Below are 17,283 nucleotides of genomic sequence, written 5' to 3'. Positions count from 1 at the left end.
GCGCCGCCCACCCCGGAGACGCCGGACGAGACGATCGAGATGTGCCGCCGGAAGGCGGCGGGAACGACAGAAGAAGAACGAAAGAGAAGGGACCACACATGCGGGAGATCATCCACAGGCTGCGCTGGGAGGAACGGGGAGCGAGCACGGCGGAGTACGCCGTCACGACGATGGCCGCGGTGGCATTCGCCGGCGCGCTGCTGATGCTGATGCGGGGCGATGAGGTGAAGTCCATCCTCACCGACCTCGTCAGACGGGCCCTGACGGTCGATGGCTGAGGTTGCGAGAGGGAGCCGAACGCGCGGGGGGAGCTGGCAATCCGCGGTCGTCTCGAAGGCACGGAGCCGGCCGGGCGACGTTCTGACCTGGCCGGGCGGCATCGGGCTGGTCTCGACCGGCGAACGGGGGAGCGTGACGGCCGAGTTCGCGGCGGCCCTTCCCGCTGTGCTCGTGTGCCTGGCGCTCTGCGTCGGGGCGATCCAGGCGGGCGCCCAGCAGGCGCGGCTGCTCGATCATGCGGCGGCTGCTGCTCGGCTCATCGGTCGGGGGGACGTGGCACCCCCTCCGCCGGAGGGTGTGTCCCGTCTGGTCGGGTCCGGCGACGGGTTGCTGTGCGTGACCGTCACGGCGCCCAGCCGTGCGGGCGGCCTCGGCGCTCTCGGGCTCACCGTGTCGGCTCGCTCGTGCGTGCTGGACGACACGGAGGAGGGATGAACGCGGGTCAGCGCTCTGGCGTCACGCGCGATGCGTCCGCGCTTCCGCGGCGGCGGGAGCGCGGGGCCGGGACGGTGCTCGCGCTCGCCGTCGTCGCGGTCACGGTCACGCTCACGACCGCAGCGATCGGTGTGACGGGAGCCTGGGGCGCGCGTCAGAAGGCAGCGGTGGCCGCCGACGCCACCGCGCTCGCCGCGGCGGACGTGGCAGCGGGCAGGGCCAGCGGCGAGCCGTGCGCCCGGGCCGACATCGTGGCGCGAGCGAACGGCGCCTCCGTGACGGGATGCGTCGTCGCGGCGGTCGTCGTCAGCGTCGAGGTCTCCGTCCCGTACCTCGGGTGGGAGGCCTCCGCGGCCGCCCGCGCAGGGCCGCCGGGATCACGGTGATGCCGCTACCAGCGGCGCCCGGTTCCGCCTCAGTCGAAGACCGTCTCCACGTACCGGTACGCCACCGCGCTCGGGAGCGAGCCGCTCGGGTCGTCGGACGCGTACTCCGTCTCCGACGCGGAGCCGCGGACGTACAGGTAGTGCTTGCCGCCCGCCGCCGCGCGGAGTTCGAGGCGGGGTCGCGGGTCGCCCGAGTCGAGGAAGGAGGTCGAGATCGTCTTGCCTTCCAGAGGGCCGTCGATGAGCTTGGCGGTGTACGTCGTCATTGAGGTCGTTGCCATGTTCACATTGTCCTCCCGGGGCTCGGCGAGCAACAGGCCCCGCCGAACGAGCCGTCCGCCCGCGGCGAACGGGGCGGCCGCCGATTAGGCACACGAACGGCCTAGGTGTGTATGGTTTGCCTGTTGGGCCGTGCGGCCCACGCTCGCCGCCCTCTGCGCGGCGCTCGGGGGAGCGCGCTTCGGACCAGTGCGGTCCCCGCGAACACAGTTGCTATATAAGAGGAGTCACGTGTCTGGCACCAAGAAGCTCGTCATCGTCGAGTCTCCGAACAAGGTGAAGTCCATCGCCCAGTACCTGGGCGACGGCTACGAGGTCATGGCATCCGTCGGACACATCCGCGATCTGATCGAGCCCAAGAACCTCCCTCCGGAGCTGAAGAAGGGGTCGCTCGGCAAGTTCTCCGTCGACGTCGAGAACGAGTTCGCCCCCTACTACGTGGTGTCCGACCAGAAGAAGAAGACCGTCGCCGACCTCAAGCGCGCCCTCAAGGACGCCGACGAGCTCCTGCTCGCGACTGATGAGGACCGCGAAGGGGAGGCCATCGCGTGGCACCTGGTCGAGGTCCTCAAGCCCAAGGTGCCCGTCAAGCGCATGGTGTTCCACGAGATCACCCGGGAGGCCATCGAGAAGGCGCGGGACAACACCCGCGACATCGACACGGCCCTGGTGGACGCGCAGGAGACCCGCCGCATCCTCGATCGGCTCTACGGCTACGAGGTGTCGCCTGTGCTGTGGCGCAAGGTCGGTCCAGGGCTCTCGGCCGGACGCGTGCAGTCCGCGGCGACCCGGCTCGTGGTGGACCGCGAGCGCGAACGGCTCGCGTTCGTCGCGGCCTCCTACTGGGGGCTCACCGCGCAGCTCCTCCCGGAGGACGCCGCAGCCTTCGAGGCGCGGCTCGCCCGCCTGAACGGCGAGCGCGTCGCGACCGGACGCGATTTCGACGACCACGGCCTGCTGACCTCCGGCGCCACGATCCTCGACGAGACGTCCGCGCAGGCGCTCGCCGACGCCGTGCGGCAGCAGAGCACGGCTATCACCGTCGCGAAGGTCGACTCCAAGCCCTACTCGCGTCGACCGGCGGCGCCGTTCACGACCTCCACGATGCAGCAGGAGGCCGCCCGCAAGCTGCGCTTCTCCGCCCGCCAGACGATGAGCGTCGCCCAGACGCTCTACGAGAACGGGTACATCACCTATATGCGCACCGACTCCGCGTCGCTGTCGCAGCAGGCGACCAACGCGGCCCGCACCCAGGCGGCGAAGCTGTACGGCACCGAGACGGTACCGGACAAGCCGCGCACCTACGCCTCCAAGAGCAAGAACGCGCAGGAGGCGCACGAAGCGATCCGTCCCGCCGGCGAGGTCTTCCGCACGCCGGCCGAGCTCGAGAAGTCCCTGCGCGGACCCGAGCTGCGGCTCTACGACCTGATCTGGAAGCGGACCGTCGCCTCCCAGATGGCCGACGCGAAGGGCCAGACCGCCTCGGTCACGGTCGAGACGCGGATCGGCGAAGGAGAGCTGAGTGGCACGGTCGCCGAGTTCACCGCGAGCGGCACCGTGATCACCTTCCGGGGCTTCCTCAACGCCTACGAAGAAGGACGCGACGAAGAGCGGAACGCCGACGCCGCCGACGCGAAGCTGCCGGTGCTCACGCAGGGCCAGGCGCTCGGCGTCCAGGACGTCGCCGCGGACGGCCACGAGACCACCCCGCCGCCGCGCTACACCGAGGCGAGCCTCGTGAAGGCGCTGGAGGAGCTCGGCATCGGACGTCCGTCGACGTTCGCGAGCATCATCTCCACGATCATGGACCGCGGCTACGTCACGCAGCGCGGGCAGGCGCTCGTGCCGAGCTGGGTCGCCTTCTCCGTCGTACGTCTGCTGGAGGACTACTTCGGCGACCTCGTGCAGTACGACTTCACCGCCGAGATGGAGGACGACCTCGACCGCATCGCCGACGGTGAGGCCGAGCGCGTCGACTGGCTGAACAGCTTCTACTTCGGCAGCGACAAGCACAAAGGCCTGCGCCGGGTGATCGACAACCTCGGCGAGATCGACGCGCGCAGCATCAACTCGATCGCGATCGACGACGACGTGACGCTGCGTATCGGCAAGTACGGCCCGTACCTGGAGGTCCAGGAGGAGGGAGCCGCCGAGGACGCGACGCCCCGCCGGGTCAACCTGCCGCCGGACCTCGCCCCCGACGAGCTCACGCCCGCCAAGGCGAGGGAGCTCATCGAAGCGCCGGTCCAGACCGACCGCGAGCTCGGCACGAACCCCGAGAGCGGCAAGCTGGTTCTGGCCAAGGACGGCCGTTTCGGCCCGTACGTGACCGAGGCCGACCCCGAGCCGGAGCCCGAGGTGGACCCGCAGACCGGTGAGGTCGTCGAGCCGAAGAAGACCGCCAAGAAGACGGCGGCGAAGCCGCGCACGGCGTCGCTGTTCAAGTCGATGGACCTGTCCACCATCGAGCTCGACGCCGCGCTGCAACTGCTCGACCTGCCGCGCACCGTCGGGGCCGACCCGGAGACGGGCGCGGAGATCCAGGCGGCGAACGGCCGCTACGGCCCGTACCTGAAGAAGGGCACGGACACGCGTTCGCTCCCGAGCGAGGACGACATCTTCGGGATCGACCTCGCCGGCGCCCTCGAGCTCTTCGCGCAGCCGAAGTACGGCAACCGCCGGGCCTCCAGCGCGCTCAAGGAGTTCGACGCCGACCCGGTCAGCGGCAAAGCGATCAAGATCAAGGACGGCCGGTTCGGCGCGTACGTGACCGACGGCGAGACGAACGCGACCATCCCGCGGGGTGAGACGGTGGATGAGGTCGACTTCGCCCGCGCCGTGCAGCTGCTGGCGGACAAGCGCGCGAAGGGACCGGCCAAGAAGCCGGCCGCGAAGCGCACGACCTCGCGGGCGAGCACGACGAAGACGACGGCGGCCAAGAAGACGACGGCGAAGACGACCGCGGCCAAGACGACCGCGGCCAAGACGACCGCCGCCAAGACCAAGGCCGCCCCCAAGACCGGCACGTCGACCCGCGCGGCGGCGAAGAAGTCCGCCGAGTGAGCGAGTCCCGGACGGGCCTGTTCATCACTCTGGAGGGCGGCGACGGTGTCGGGAAGTCGACGCAGGCCGCCCTCCTGGAGGAGTGGCTGCGCGACCGCGGCCGCACCGTCGTGCGCACCAGGGAGCCCGGCGGCACCGCGGCCGGGGTGGAGATCCGCGAGATCGTCCTCCACCACCGCGGCGACATCGCGCCGCGCGCGGAGGCGCTGCTCTACGCGGCCGACCGTGCCCACCACATCGCGACCGTCGTCCGTCCGGCCCTGGAGCGCGGCGAGGTCGTCGTGCAGGACCGCTACATCGACTCGTCCGTCGCCTACCAGGGCGCCGGCCGCGTGCTCGACGCGGACCAGGTGCGCGACCTCTCGCTGTGGGCGGCCGAAGGGCTGCTCCCGGACCTGACGATCCTCCTCGACCTCGACGAGACCGCGGCGCGCGCCCGGCTGGACACGTCCCGCACGCGCTACGACCGGCTGGAGGCCGAGCGCTCCGAGTTCCACGCACGCGTCCGCGCGGCGTACCTCGGGCTGGCCGAGGCGGAGCCGCAGCGGTTCCTCGTGGTGGACGCCGCCCTCCCGGTCGAGGAGATCGCCGCCGACATCCGCCGCCGGCTCGAGGACCGCGTCTGACCGCCGCAGCAGCAGCCGTGGCCGCTCCCGCGCCCGCGCTGTCCTCCGTGCCCACTAGCCTGGAACGCATGGCGGTGTGGGACGACCTGACGGGTCAGGACGAGGCGATCGCCGTCGTCCGCTCCGCCGCCGAGGCGGCCACCGCCACCGGCCCCGCCGCCGAGGCGGCCCGCGGCATGACGCACTCGTGGCTCATCACCGGCCCTCCGGGGTCCGGCCGCTCCAACCTCGCCTACGCGTTCGCCACCGCCCTGCTCAGCCCGGGGAACCCGGAGGGCGACCTCGCGGCGCAGCGCCAGGTGGAGGCCCGCACGCATCCCGACCTCGCCGTCCTCAGCACCGAGCGCGTCATCATCTCCATAGAGGAGGTGCGGTCGCTGGTCGCGAGCTCCCAGTTCTCGCCGTCGGTCGGCCGCTTCCGGGTGATGGTCATCGAGGACGCCGACCGGATGACGGAGCGCACCTCCAACGTGCTGCTCAAGGCGCTGGAGGAGCCGCCCGAGCGGACCGTCTGGATCCTCTGCGCGCCGAGCGACGCCGACCTGCTTCCGACGATCCGCTCGCGCGTCCGCACCGTGCGCCTCAAGGTCCCCGGCGTCGCGGACGTCGCGCGCCTGATCGAGCGCCGCGACGGCGTGGACAGCGTCGTCGCCGAGCGCGCGGCGCGCCACGCGCAGAGCCACATCGGGATGGCGCACCGGCTCGCCACCAACGAGGAGGCCCGTCGCCGGCGCGCGCAGACCCTCGACCTCGCGCTCGGCATCCGCTCCGTCTCCGGGGCCGTGCTCGCCGCCGCCACACTGCTGGAGGTGGCCGGCGCCGACGCGAAGGCCATCACGGAGGAGCGCGACGCCGAGGAGCGGGAGCACGCCCTCCGCTCGCTCGGGATCGAGCCGGGCGGGGCCATCCCGCCCGCGCTGCGCGGCCAGCTCCGCCAGCTCGAGGAGGACCAGAAGCGCCGCGCGACCCGCAGCCTCCGCGACGGGATCGACCGCATCCTCACTGACCTGCTCTCGCTGTACCGCGACGTGATGATGCTGCAGCTCGGCAGCGGCAGCGAGCTCGTGAACGTCGAGCTGGGCGAGCGACTGACCGCTCTCAGCGCGCACACGAGTCCTGCGGCTACGCTCGCCGCGATGGATGCCATCACGGCCGCGCGCGAGCGGATCGACGGCAACGTCGCTCCCGCCCTGGCGCTGGAGGCCATGCTCACGACGATCCTGCGCGGGGGAGCCGCGCGAAAGGGGACAGACCTGTGACCATCCGAGAGGGCCGTCCGGCCCGCCGGCGGGCCGCTCGCACCGTCTTCGTCGCGATCGCCGCCGTTGTCGCGCTGACGCTGACCGGCTGCGTCACCTGGTTCATTCCTGCGAAGTCGTCCACCATCTCCACGCCGGCGCCCGAGAAGGTGGCCGCGGCCCTGCAGCCGTACTACCAGCAGAAGCTGGTCTGGTCCGACTGCTCCAGCGGCAAGCAGTGCGCGACTGCCAAGGCGCCGCTGACCTGGAACGACCCCTCCGCCGGCCAAGTCTCCCTCGCGCTCATCCGCCAGCAGGCGAAGGGCGCCAAGCAGGGCTCCCTCCTGGTCAATCCCGGAGGCCCCGGCGGCTCCGGTTACGACTTCGTCAAGGACTCGGTCGACTACGCGACCGACAAGACGCTGCAGAGCCACTTCGACATCGTGGGCTTCGACCCGCGCGGAGTCGGCCACTCAAGCGCAGTCAAGTGCTTCGACCCGAAGCAGATGGACGACTACCTCTACGGGATCACGCCGGGACAGCGCGCGTCCGACCAGTGGATCGCCGAGAACACGGCCATCTCCCAGCAGTTCGGCGCCGCGTGCGCCAAGAACACCGGCGCTCTGCTCGATCACGTCGACACGGTGAGCGCGGCGCGCGACCTCGACCTCCTGCGCGCGGTGCTCGGCGACAAGAAGCTCAACTACCTCGGCTACTCGTACGGCACCTACCTGGGCGCGGTGTACGCCGGCCTCTACCCCGGCAAGACCGGCCGGCTCGTCCTGGACGGCGCGCTCGACCCTGCGGCGAGCAACGACGAGGTGACGAAGGTGCAGGCCGTGGGCTTCGAGAGCGCCCTCCGCGCGTACCTGAAGAACTGCCTCACCCAGAAGAACTGCCCGTTCAGCGGCACGGTCGACGACGGGATGAAGACCATCTCCGAGCTGCTCGCGGCCGTGGAGCACAGTCCGATCCGCAACGCGGACGGTCGCGAGCTCGGCGCCAACACGCTCGTCACGGCGATCATCTACCCGCTCTACGACGCCACAGCGTGGTCGTACCTGAGCAGCATGTTCGCCAGCGTGATGAAGGGCAACGCCTCGGTCGCCTTCACCCTCGCCGACGGCTACAACAGCCGCAACAGCGACGGCACCTACTCGGACAACTCCACCGAGGCGTTCACGGCCATCAACTGCCTCGACTACGGCTACGACGCCGACCCGGCCGCGATGCGGGCGCAGGCCGCCCAGCTCGCGGTCGCGGCGCCCGTGATCGGCCCGTACATGGCGTACGGCGACATCGGCTGCGCCACCTGGCCGTACAAGAGCACGGTCCAGCGCGGCCCGATCGCGGCGAAGGGCTCAGCGCCCATCCTCGTCGTCGGCACCACGAACGACCCGGCCACCCCGTACGTGTGGGCGAGGAACATGGCGTCCGAGCTGGAGAACGGCCACCTGCTCACCTACAAGGGCGAAGGCCACACGGCATACAACAAGTCCAACTCGTGCGTGAACAACACGGTGGACGACTTCCTCGTGGGCGGCACGGTGCCGCCCAAGGGCAAGACCTGCTGACGCCGGAGCCCGGGATGCCGACGACACTGCCGCGGTGAGTGGTGCAATTTTGCAGACAGTGAAATAATCGAACTCGTGACTGTAGAAATCGGGACCGCGGAGAGCGAGCTGGGCCTCCGTGAGCGCAAGCGCATCGCGACGAGACGCGCCATCCAGCTCGCCGCGCTCGAGCTCGCCAGCGAGCGGGGCTTCGACCACGTCACGGTCGACGAGATCAGCCATGCGGCGAACGTCTCGCCGCGCACCTTCTTCAACTACTTCCCGTCGAAGGAGTCCGCGATCATCGGCGAGCTGCCGGAGCTCCCGGACGAGGCCAGCATCGAGCGGTTCATCGAGGCGGGCCCGGCCGAGCCGATCCTGGACGGGATGGGCACCCTCCTCATCGCCGCGATCGAGACCGGCGACCTGGACGGCGACCTCGGCGGTGGCGCCCACGCCGGCGAGAACGCGGCCAGCGCGAAGGAACTGCACGCCCTCCGCCGCGCGCTCCTGAAGGGCAACCCCGAGCTGTTCGCCCAGCGGATGGCGAGCATGCACAAGTTCGAGGACGCCCTGAGCGCCGTCGTGCAGCGCAGGCTCGCGCACGACGACCAGGAGCTCGCCGCCGACGAGGAGGCCCTCCACCAGCAGGCGCGCCTGGTCACCTACGTCGCCTTCGCCGGCATGCGGCACGCCTGGTCGTGCTGGGCCGATCACGGCGGCGTCGAGCCTCTCGCCGACCGCCTCCGCAGCTCGTTCGCCCAGCTCCAGGCACTGGGCGGGCAGCTCAACTGAGCCGCCGCGGCGACCTCGGCCGTGGTCGATAGCACCCTGCGGGATCGGGTAAGCTATCTGACTGTGCCCGGGCGCGAGCCCGGCCACGCCGCCCTAGCTCAGTCGGCAGAGCATCTCACTCGTAATGAGAAGGTCGTGGGTTCGATTCCCACGGGCGGCTCCATAAAACTCCTGGTCAGAGCCGTTTTCCCGTCCTCTCGTTCTGTGCCATTCACACCCTATGACACGCCTTGATATCGGGTGCATGTGGGCAGTGATGTGGGTAGTACGATCCGCTTATGCCAAAGAAGCGTCAGCACGGTGAAGGTGGACTGTACTTCAGCCAGTCCAAAAACCTGTGGATTGGTCGTGTTGACGATGGATTCCACCCTGATGGGCGCCGCAGGCAACGTGAAGTTACGAGCACCAAAAAAGAAATCGCCATCGGCAAGCTCCGACGGCTGCAAGCGCAGATCGACGCCGGCGAGACTCCAGCGAGCCGGATGACCTTCGCCCAGTGGGTGGAAGAGTGGTGGAAGGCCGGGCCGGACCTGAGCCCACATGCGGAACGTGATTACAGGAGCACTCTCAAGGTTCACATCCTCCCTGTCATCGGGAAGATCCCGCTAAAGGAGATCCAGCCGAACGACATCAAACGGGTGCGCAACGAGATTTACAGGCGGAAGCTCGGGTACGACACCGCCCTCAAGGCTCATCGCGTCATGGGATCGATCTGGACCGACGCAATCATCAACCAGAAAGTCAAAAGGGACATCTTCACTCTGGCGAAGATGCCGAAAAGGCCAGAAGGAAGCGTCTCTAACCCGAAGCGGCGTGCGTTCACTCCGGACCAGGCAATCGCCGTCCTCGACGCAGCTATGGCACGTGAGGACTACGCTAGGTGGCTTCTGGGGTTCATCTATGGGGCGCGACCAGCTGAGGTCTTCGGCTGTGTTCTGGAAAACCTGGAACCCGACCTCACCGGGCTCACCCTGGAATGGTCGGTGACAGAAGCAAATTTCACCCACGGGTGCGGCGCCGATGGAGGGCAGCCCACGTGCGGGTACGCCAGGACAGGCAACTGCCCCGACAAGGAGTACAAGCTCCCAGCTGGTTTCGAATACCGACCGCTATCGGGCCGGTTTCTGTTGAAACGCCCCAAGAACGGAGCGACTCGGTATGTCACGCTGATCGAGCCAGTGGCGCTCGCCGTCCAGGAACAGCTCGGGCGGCTCGAGTCTCTGCCGAATCCGGACGGCCTGCTGTTCCCGATGTCCAACGGGTGGCCTCGGTTCCACAAAGCCGACAACGAGGCCTGGCAGGACATCATGCTCTCCGCCGGCGTGCTGACACCTGAGCAGCTAGCGGATCCGAAAAAGCGGCCTACCCCCTACTGGATGCGGCACTCGAGCGTGACGCTGATGCGGCGACTCGGCGTACCTGACACCACCATCGGTGCCATCGTCGGCCACAGCGCATCCCGTGTCACCGACATCTACGACGACCAACTCGACCTCAGAGGTCGCGCTGAAGCAGCTGAGAAGCTCGGCGCGTCCTTGTCGCGGTAAGCCACCCCCCGTCACTGTGCCCGGTTCTGGGGTGCCTGCCCAACACGGTGGTTGGCCCGGCGGCTACTAGCCTCGACGAGGCAACACCGCCGGAAGAAAGAACTGACTGATGACCAACCCAACCCCCACGACCCCCGAGCTTCGCGCCGCAGCCGAGGCGTACTTCTGCCACCAGAGCCGACTGCAGTATCGGCTGGGCCGCGATGAGGTCACTGGGCTGCCGGTCGTTGTCCGATCCCCTCGTAGCCGCGCCCGGTCCCGAGGTGCACAGCTGGTCGCATCGAAACTCAAGGCGTTTGACGCGCTACAGGCCGACACGGACGCCGCCCGTCGGGACCTGGTCGATCAGTGGGCGCGGGATGTTGAGGCGGCAGAAGCGGACCCGTCCGCTGACCGGCTTCTTCGCATCAACGGGTTGCAAGACGCTTGGTGGCTTGAGGAGACGGAACGGGTCCGAGTGAACCTGCCGTTGTTCGCAGCGATCGTGGAGGCGTGGCGGGAGGCGGACGGGGAACTTTACCCGGAAGAGGTCGTGGAGATCTGCCTCGAACGTGGGACGGAGTACCCGGAGGACGACGACATCGCCGCTGTCCGAGCGACATTCCGACCGGTCCTAGAGACTGTGTGGGACATCACCCGACGCGCGGCTGCGCTCTGGGACACGTTTGAGCGCCCCGGTGCCGCTGCTGAGGTTGCTTCCAACTAACCAGCCACCGCCTGCAGCTCACCCCCGGCGTCCCGTCACGATGGCGGGACGTCAGCCGGCGGGCTGGTCAACATGGCGGGGCTCTGCGTCGACGCCGGCCGAAGGTCGGGGGGAGGAGAAGCGTGACGGTGAGCGATCGGACGCGTAAAGCCCTTGAGCCGCGCGTTGGGTCGTCTTGCCACCTCCGCTGTCCGCTGGCTGGGGTTGTAACCGCCAGGCCTCCGCTTACTCGGTGTTGGGGCGGGTGGCAGATTCGAGTGCGACGACAGCCCCGACAATCGCTGTCACGGCGTCGCCCAGATCCAAGATGTTGCCGGGGGTGACCTCCATCGCTGCGAGTAGATCTTGGACGAGGTTGCGGCTGATCGGCTGCGTGCGGTCCAAGCGGCGAAGGATGCCTTGGAGATCGGCTCTGAGCTCGTCGTCGTACGTCATGGGCCGAGTGTAGGGCCGCCGACCCGCCGCTGAGGTCCTATCGAGAGAACCCGAAGACGTGGACGCGATCTGTCTCCAACTCGCTCATAATGCAAACCAGCAACTCGTCACGGTCAGCTAGGCGGACCGAGTGATGGTTCAAAAGGGTCGTCAGCTTCCCTATGACTTCGCGTCCAAAGTTGGCTCCTTCGACAGGCGTCGGCATGGCCTTGAAGGGGTTAGTCGCGTGAAGCCATGCGCTAAGCCGGCCCCAGGTCGGCTTGTATTCGTCTTCTGTGAGGTAACCCGTCGTGATCGGCCACATTCGCATCAGATTCGTCTCGGTGTCTAGGCGCTGTTCGCTTGGTTGGGGCCAAAAACTGGGGTTTGCCTCCTTAGCGAGCGCGAGCGCCTTTTTATAGTCCTTCTGAGCAAACGAGGACGTGACGCGCTCGATGGCACTCCGGTTGGATACGAGCGATGACATGACCACGGTTTCAAGCGCCAATCGAAGTTGCAGCAGGCCGGCCTCAACGGATGGGTAGGCAGGCGGCAGCGCGAAGAACCCTAGCGCCGCGTTTACGCGCGCCTTCACTTGCTCCATTTGTGCCGCGTACAGTTCGAAATCGTCCTGGGAAAGCGACACAAATTCGGCGGCCATGCCCTAAGCATGCACCACGAGCGCTCCCCGGTCGGATGACTTCGCTGCCGGCGTGTGCGTGGCCGTACCGACATGGTTCGCCTGTCTGTTCGCCCGTCTGTACGTCCGTACGTCCGTACGTCCATCTGTCTGTCTGGACAGATTTATCCGGAGGAAGGAAACGGCCTCGGATTCACGCTGTCACCGACGCCACGCACTATCAAGCCGGGACCGTGTTTGCTGTCCGAGCGGACCGTTCACGTGTCGCCGCCGTTGCGGTGTCGAGCACTGCTTCGGGTACACCGGCGACAGAAGCTGGGCGCCCGGCTCAGGTCGAGCCCAGTGCACTTACCCGATATAGGCGAAGTCCGTCGCCGCGGCGAGCACCTTTCGGCCAGCCTCCGTCGGGTCACCCTCGCGGAGCAGTTGCGCCGGGGCCACATCGTCGAGCGACGCGTTCCGGCCCTTGAACCAGGTCTGGACGGTCACGGCGTCGTAGCGGTCCCGTAGCAGCTCGGTCACCTGATACGCACAGCGCAGCCGTTCCTGAACCGCGTCTCCGGGTGTGCTGTGGCCGTCAGCCCAACTCGACACCTCGCTCGCCGTCGTCACATTACCGATAAGCCCGACGAGCCTTACGCCCAGGCTGTGGCGGAGGCGCGTCGTGAGCTCGTCGAACGGCAGCCGGAGCGAGTCCTCATGAGCGCGAAAGCCCGGCCGCTGATCGGAATCGGACATGGTCAGTGGGCCAGCCGGTTCGCGTCGTCGCGCGCCGCCGCGAGCACGGGTTCCGGGTCGCCGGCGAACAGCACCTGCGCGGCGGTCCGTCCATGGAACCGGCTTGGGCTGGGCGTGTTCAGCCACCTGGCGACGGTCAGCGGGTTGGGCAGCGCCGGGTCGAGGACGCTCCGGACCTCCGCGAGGTGAGGGAGAGGCTTCCCCGAAGGCGAGATCTGAAAAGCGGGAAAAAGCCGTCGGCCGGCGTCTGTTGTGACCGAGAGCAGGTCGCCGGCTGCCTCCATCCGGTCGATCTCGTCCGCATCCGCGTTGAGCCACGCGCTGAGGCCACCAGACTCGTAGAAAGGCCCTGCCTTGGCATCCCAGTCTCGGTAGTGAGACCAGCGGGCGGCGAGCATGCGCGCGGCGACGTGTGCGGCCGGTTCGTCTGGGGTCAGGCGAAGATCGTCGTCCTCGATATCGGATAGCAGCCGCCGGAGCTCCTCCAGCACCTGCTCGAAGTACGGCGACAATTTATGCGCCACGCTCAGCCTCCCTTACGCGTCCTCTAGCCGAGCAAACAGAGTCTTGTCGCGGGCAAGTACGTCGTTGACGACACGGTCCACAGCAGCCTGCCGCGTGTAACGGGCGACGAGAATCTCCGCCGCCTCCACCATCAACGCGGCCTTGGACGTGTGCATCCTCTCGGCGAGCTCAGCAATCTGCGCATCGAGCTGCTCTGGCAAACGCACCGTCATGGCCATACTCCGGATGGTACCGCCTACGCGCTCATCTCACCCGGCGAACCGTGCGCGGGGAGCAGCCGAAGAGTTCCGCTATCTCCGCGGCGGTTCGCCCTTCCGCGCGGAGTCTGATCGCCTCGCGACGCTGAGCAGGGGATAGGGCGGGTGGTCGCCCGGCTTTTGCGGCACTTACCAAAATCTGCTGGTCAGGTGGATAGCCCTCCCGAGTTACCGCTGGCCCAGCGGTAACCCCAGCCGGCGAGGTGGACGCGCAGCGCCAGCGACGCCTTTAGCTGCGCCGAGCTGCAGTCCCACCGCGGAGTTCGGGCGGGCAGGCTTGGGGGCCGGGATGCCCTTGTAACCGGCAGCCGAGACCGCTATCTGCCACAGCTCGGGGCCGAGACCGGTCCGCAGCCAGTGGGGCACACCACCGAGGGCGTTGGCGTTGTCCAGGATCGCCAGCGCGCGTCCCGGCTCACCCGGTTGGAACGGCATGCTGAAGATGTCCAATGCAGAAGCGGTCTCCCAGAGCGCCCCATACGGTCCAGTGGGACGGACGGCGTCAAGGCTCAGGAAAGTCGGCGACACCACGCCGGGGGCCGGAAACCAGTCCGCCCAATCGGCGACGAGAATACGTTCAGCAGTCCGGTCGAAGGACACCCCCGGATAGCTGGATACCGCTCGAGCGATAGTCTGTAGGACCTTGGTGCGCAAAGCGCCACGGTTGGTTTTCCGGTCTGGGCGTTGAGCAATCACGAACATCACCGTTAGGCCGCTGTCCGCCAGTCGCAGTCGGGAAAGGTCGGCTGCCCACCGGCGTACCTTCGCCTCGAATCTCTCCCCGACGCTCGCGGTCAATTCGACCGCGATACGCAGCCCATCTGTGCGGACGAGGGTCGCGTCGGCGGCGCGGGTGGTTCCCTTGACCGGCGGTCGGCCGATACCGGTCCCCGTGAGTAAGTCCGCGGCGGAGAGCTTCTCACCGAGGACGGTGCCGACCTCGCACCACTCCGCCACTCGCAGCGCGAGTTCGGCGGCAAGGACATTGTGGCGGTCGTACTGCGACGCGGCGGAGAATGGCCGGCCGCCGGTGACTGCAACCCATTCCGGGTAGGTGAGGTGCGGTGACACCTGGGTACGGAAAACATCTGTTGGGCTTGGCCGGTACAGGGTGGCGCGCGCCGCTTTTGCGGTCGAACGAAGCGCCGTCCGAACCTGGCCGACATCCGCGAGACCAAGCGCGAACTGCGCGGCCAACTGCGTCGACCGACCAGTCCTGATCGGTGAGATGCCGGTGAGCGCTGCAAGCTGTTCAGCGGTTAGAGTGCGCCACATGTCCATCGCCCCGAGCACCCGAAGGTGTTGGGGGAGACGCGAAGGTGTGGTCAGGTCATGCCAGGCGTCATCGGCGGACATCGACAGGTGTTGCGGGACGGTTGAAAGGCCGGCGGCGGACTGCCTGTCCGCAGCGTCGCGGGACACCCAGGACGCGCTCGCTCCGGACTCCCACAGTCCGTCCCAGAACGGGTCGAACCGGTGCGCAGCGGACACGGACCAATCTGGGCACGCGGACGGCACGTCCGCGAAGCGTCGGACGGACAACGTTGGGGGAGGTACGGACATAGCTTTAGCGTTCCAATCGGTTGTAGGCAGAAACTGCGTCCGGCAGGCGCGAACTGAAGCAGTTGCTCTACTCAATTAACATGCGGCGAAAACGTTCGATATCTGCGTCGTTCGTCAGTCGGCAATAGGGCGTTTATCGCCCGTGACGTCCGCCGCGGGCCGGCTCACCTCCTGCATGCAATTGGTGGGCCTGGTGGCTGAGTGAGTAAGAGTTTCCGTGGGGGCCCCGTTTCGGGGCATGCCACGGCGTACGGACATCCGCTGAGGACCTCCGCATTCCTGCCCCTGACCGACGACCTGAGTGAGTCGATGAAACGGTCACGAAGTCTTCATCGGACGCGGCCTGCGGAAAACCGGAGGTGCGCACCGCTGTGCGGCGAGGGAAGAAGGGCGAACGCGGCTGTCGTGCCACGACGGACGCGGAAACAAGCGTCGAGGTATTCGGGGCAGGCGAGTTGACGATCCCAGCGCTGCTCCATCAACTGCCGTTTGTCACAAGACGAAGGAAGGTGGACTTCGTCCGCCGACCCCGTCGCGCCGGTTGGACGTGAACGAACCGGGGTCGAGATGGGGGCCTGGAAACGTGACGTGGACAACTCGCCAACACCCCGGTGACGTCGGTTCGATCACCGGGTGAAGGGTGACCAGACCATTCCACACGTCCGGGCCGGACCCGCGACACACCCGCCGCGACGAGGACGAAGTCCGGCCTCGCCGCCCAGCACCTGACGGGTCCCAGGCGACGCTCCGTCAACGACATGAGGATGCGACGTGGACACGTGCTTCTTGAAGCAGGCGTACCCTCAACAAGCCAGTGGACACCGCGGAGCGCACGCGAGTGCCGACGAAGGAGGCGCGAGCTCTTAAGATGCGCGGCTACCGCCGGACCTCGAATCTCGCGTCGCGTCAGCCTTAGCCGGTGTTGATGTCGTCGAGCGTTCCGGCTTCGTCAAGCAGCACATCCCAGATTGCATCGATTTCCCGTTGCAGGTCGCCTAGCGTTTCTCGGCCGCCCTTCGTGGCTATCTCTCGAAGGTGCTCGCAAGGGCAGCGAACTTCGGCAGCAAAGGGGATCACAACGGTGCTACCTTGCGAGCCATGAAGGACCCGGACTACTTCCTACCTGCCGCTGCAGCGTTGCACGCCGTGTCCCTGAGCTCGCAATACACGAAGCGATCGACAAAGGGGAACTACGCACGGTCGTCTACCGCGGACAAATTCGGATTCCGGCAACGTCATTGTGGGAACTGCAACGGATGCGGGAACTGCGGCGCAAGCTACCTGAGCCGCCGTTCGCTGACGAATAGTGTCCGGCCACTTCGCTGGCCTCGGCTGCTCTTGCCGGGGTTCCACGGAGACGACATGCTGATGCTCGCAGCGGGCCAGTCGCGGAGAAGGGTTTCTCATGGGGATTGAGGATCAAGTCGAGCGCTTCTAGCGTGAGAAGCGTCAGGCGGCCCAGGACGCCGTCGATCGTCGCAACAAAGCCCGGCAGATGGCTCACGAAGGGCAGAAGCGCCTCGACGCGCTAGGTCGGGAGATGGTCGGGGAACTCTCCACTTCTGGTGTGCCCACACTGGTTCGGGTGACTTTTACCCCGAAGCGGACCAAGAAAGGGCAGTTCCACGTGCATCTCTCTGACGAGCGAGTGTGGGACATCGGGACGGTCGTCGTCACGATGGAGGGGAATATCTGCTGGGCCCAAAACGTGTGGCGCCCCGGCGGGATCGCGCCATACTCACCCCAGTCGCGGATGAGGACCGCAACGTGGCAGGAGCATCAGCGGCAGACCGAGGAGATCATGGAACTTCGAGGTCTGCTCCGACGAGCGCAAGCGGCCGGCATCTACCGCAGTCTCATAGCTGTGACTGTGTCCGGCACTCGACCGTCCGGCATGGTGAACCGCGACGACGAGCGATACGGCATTTGGTACGACGGGACGGGCATCCGTCACGGCAGAGGGCCACACGACACCTCATACAGCGAACACCTCACGACCGCCGCGGCAAACGCCATCGTCGAGGCGGCCAACCGGCCACGGCGGAGCCGCTAACGCCCTGGGCTGCCGTCGTTCAGGTTCGCGAATGGGCGCCGGCAGCAGTCGGTGGGCTGGTCTGCCCACCCGAAGTAAAAGCTCCTCGCAAGGCTGGCGCGCTTCAAACTGAGGGAGGTTGGATGCGGCCGGCGCACTTTGGCCATGTCTTGTCACACGAATGAGACCGATGGCGCGAGACAGAAC

At 67.5% G+C, this 17,283-nt stretch carries 19 protein-coding genes and 1 tRNA gene; 12 read left to right on the top strand and 8 right to left on the bottom strand.

Annotation, left to right across the window (positions count from 1 at the left end; genetic code table 11):
* Nucleotides 1–98: 98 nt before the first annotated feature.
* The 3 genes from ACFQ9V_RS01125 (at nucleotide 99) to ACFQ9V_RS01115 (ending at nucleotide 1,100) form a co-directional block, all read left to right on the top strand.
* Nucleotides 99–278, top strand: a complete 180-nt coding sequence (locus ACFQ9V_RS01125; RefSeq protein WP_382457347.1) for a DUF4244 domain-containing protein — start codon at nucleotides 99–101, stop codon at nucleotides 276–278.
* Between the two features lie 133 nt (nucleotides 279–411).
* Entirely contained in the window at nucleotides 412–714 is a 303-nt protein-coding gene (locus tag ACFQ9V_RS01120) for a hypothetical protein (RefSeq protein ID WP_382457346.1), read from the top strand.
* Nucleotides 711–1,100 carry an Rv3654c family TadE-like protein gene (locus ACFQ9V_RS01115; RefSeq protein WP_382457345.1) on the top strand — a complete coding sequence of 130 codons (390 nt, stop codon included), beginning with the start codon at nucleotides 711–713 and terminating at the stop codon, nucleotides 1,098–1,100. Before ACFQ9V_RS01120 ends, ACFQ9V_RS01115 begins: the two co-directional genes overlap by 4 nt.
* Nucleotides 1,101–1,129: 29 nt before the next feature.
* On the opposite strand, the gene ACFQ9V_RS01110 is transcribed toward ACFQ9V_RS01115, so the two are convergent.
* Nucleotides 1,130–1,381, bottom strand: a complete 252-nt coding sequence (locus tag ACFQ9V_RS01110) for a hypothetical protein (protein WP_382457344.1) — start codon at nucleotides 1,379–1,381, stop codon at nucleotides 1,130–1,132.
* Nucleotides 1,382–1,610: 229 nt separating this feature from the next.
* Here ACFQ9V_RS01110 and topA point away from each other — a divergent pair, with 229 nt between their 5' ends.
* From topA to ACFQ9V_RS01070, 8 genes are all read left to right on the top strand, one after another.
* Nucleotides 1,611–4,442, top strand: a complete 2,832-nt coding sequence (gene topA, locus ACFQ9V_RS01105) for a type I DNA topoisomerase (protein WP_382457343.1) — start codon at nucleotides 1,611–1,613, stop codon at nucleotides 4,440–4,442.
* The gene (tmk, locus tag ACFQ9V_RS01100) at nucleotides 4,439–5,068 is read left to right on the top strand and encodes a dTMP kinase (RefSeq protein WP_382457342.1); all 630 of its coding nucleotides are present in this window, start codon (nucleotides 4,439–4,441) and stop codon (nucleotides 5,066–5,068) included. Before topA ends, tmk begins: the two co-directional genes overlap by 4 nt.
* Before the next feature lie 68 nt (nucleotides 5,069–5,136).
* The gene (locus tag ACFQ9V_RS01095) at nucleotides 5,137–6,327 is read left to right on the top strand and encodes a DNA polymerase III subunit delta' (protein WP_382457341.1); all 1,191 of its coding nucleotides are present in this window, start codon (nucleotides 5,137–5,139) and stop codon (nucleotides 6,325–6,327) included.
* Nucleotides 6,324–7,880, top strand: coding sequence for an alpha/beta hydrolase (locus tag ACFQ9V_RS01090; protein ID WP_382457340.1), 1,557 nt, complete (start codon nucleotides 6,324–6,326; stop codon nucleotides 7,878–7,880). The genes ACFQ9V_RS01095 and ACFQ9V_RS01090 overlap by 4 nt, the downstream gene beginning before the upstream one ends.
* 75 nt (nucleotides 7,881–7,955) lie before the next feature.
* Nucleotides 7,956–8,654, top strand: a complete 699-nt coding sequence (locus ACFQ9V_RS01085; RefSeq protein WP_382457339.1) for a TetR family transcriptional regulator — start codon at nucleotides 7,956–7,958, stop codon at nucleotides 8,652–8,654.
* Nucleotides 8,655–8,741: 87 nt separating this feature from the next.
* A tRNA-Thr gene (locus tag ACFQ9V_RS01080) sits at nucleotides 8,742–8,817 on the top strand.
* 115 nt (nucleotides 8,818–8,932) lie between these two features.
* The gene (locus tag ACFQ9V_RS01075) at nucleotides 8,933–10,201 is read left to right on the top strand and encodes a tyrosine-type recombinase/integrase (protein ID WP_382457338.1); all 1,269 of its coding nucleotides are present in this window, start codon (nucleotides 8,933–8,935) and stop codon (nucleotides 10,199–10,201) included.
* 109 nt (nucleotides 10,202–10,310) lie between these two features.
* Complete coding sequence (locus ACFQ9V_RS01070) at nucleotides 10,311–10,907, top strand: hypothetical protein (RefSeq protein WP_382457337.1); 597 nt, start codon at nucleotides 10,311–10,313, stop codon at nucleotides 10,905–10,907.
* A gap of 225 nt (nucleotides 10,908–11,132) precedes the next feature.
* On the opposite strand, the gene ACFQ9V_RS01065 is transcribed toward ACFQ9V_RS01070, so the two are convergent.
* The 7 genes from ACFQ9V_RS01065 to ACFQ9V_RS01035 form a co-directional block, all read right to left on the bottom strand.
* Nucleotides 11,133–11,342: a hypothetical protein gene (locus ACFQ9V_RS01065; RefSeq protein WP_382457336.1), complete on the bottom strand. Its 210-nt coding sequence runs from the start codon at nucleotides 11,340–11,342 to the stop codon at nucleotides 11,133–11,135.
* 37 nt (nucleotides 11,343–11,379) lie between these two features.
* The gene (locus tag ACFQ9V_RS01060) at nucleotides 11,380–11,982 is read right to left on the bottom strand and encodes a hypothetical protein (RefSeq protein ID WP_382457335.1); all 603 of its coding nucleotides are present in this window, start codon (nucleotides 11,980–11,982) and stop codon (nucleotides 11,380–11,382) included.
* Nucleotides 11,983–12,309: 327 nt separating this feature from the next.
* Nucleotides 12,310–12,699 carry a hypothetical protein gene (locus ACFQ9V_RS01055; protein ID WP_382457334.1) on the bottom strand — a complete coding sequence of 130 codons (390 nt, stop codon included), beginning with the start codon at nucleotides 12,697–12,699 and terminating at the stop codon, nucleotides 12,310–12,312.
* Between the two features lie 2 nt (nucleotides 12,700–12,701).
* Nucleotides 12,702–13,223: a hypothetical protein gene (locus tag ACFQ9V_RS01050; RefSeq protein WP_382457333.1), complete on the bottom strand. Its 522-nt coding sequence runs from the start codon at nucleotides 13,221–13,223 to the stop codon at nucleotides 12,702–12,704.
* A 12-nt stretch (nucleotides 13,224–13,235) separates the two neighbouring features.
* Nucleotides 13,236–13,442 carry a ribbon-helix-helix protein, CopG family gene (locus ACFQ9V_RS01045; RefSeq protein ID WP_382457332.1) on the bottom strand — a complete coding sequence of 69 codons (207 nt, stop codon included), beginning with the start codon at nucleotides 13,440–13,442 and terminating at the stop codon, nucleotides 13,236–13,238.
* A gap of 25 nt (nucleotides 13,443–13,467) precedes the next feature.
* Complete coding sequence (locus ACFQ9V_RS01040) at nucleotides 13,468–13,617, bottom strand: helix-turn-helix domain-containing protein (RefSeq protein WP_382457331.1); 150 nt, start codon at nucleotides 13,615–13,617, stop codon at nucleotides 13,468–13,470.
* A 32-nt stretch (nucleotides 13,618–13,649) separates the two neighbouring features.
* Nucleotides 13,650–14,972 carry a hypothetical protein gene (locus ACFQ9V_RS01035; protein ID WP_382457330.1) on the bottom strand — a complete coding sequence of 441 codons (1,323 nt, stop codon included), beginning with the start codon at nucleotides 14,970–14,972 and terminating at the stop codon, nucleotides 13,650–13,652.
* A gap of 1,639 nt (nucleotides 14,973–16,611) precedes the next feature.
* On the opposite strand from ACFQ9V_RS01035, the gene ACFQ9V_RS01030 reads away from it, so the two are divergent.
* Nucleotides 16,612–17,097: a hypothetical protein gene (locus ACFQ9V_RS01030; protein ID WP_382457329.1), complete on the top strand. Its 486-nt coding sequence runs from the start codon at nucleotides 16,612–16,614 to the stop codon at nucleotides 17,095–17,097.
* Nucleotides 17,098–17,283 lie beyond the last annotated feature (186 nt).

The organism is Leifsonia sp. NPDC056665, from assembly GCF_042791795.1.
Taxonomy (GTDB): domain Bacteria; phylum Actinomycetota; class Actinomycetes; order Actinomycetales; family Microbacteriaceae; genus Leifsonia.
The sequence above is the reverse complement of the archived record's forward strand: the minus strand, read 5'-3'. Positions and strand labels throughout refer to the sequence as shown.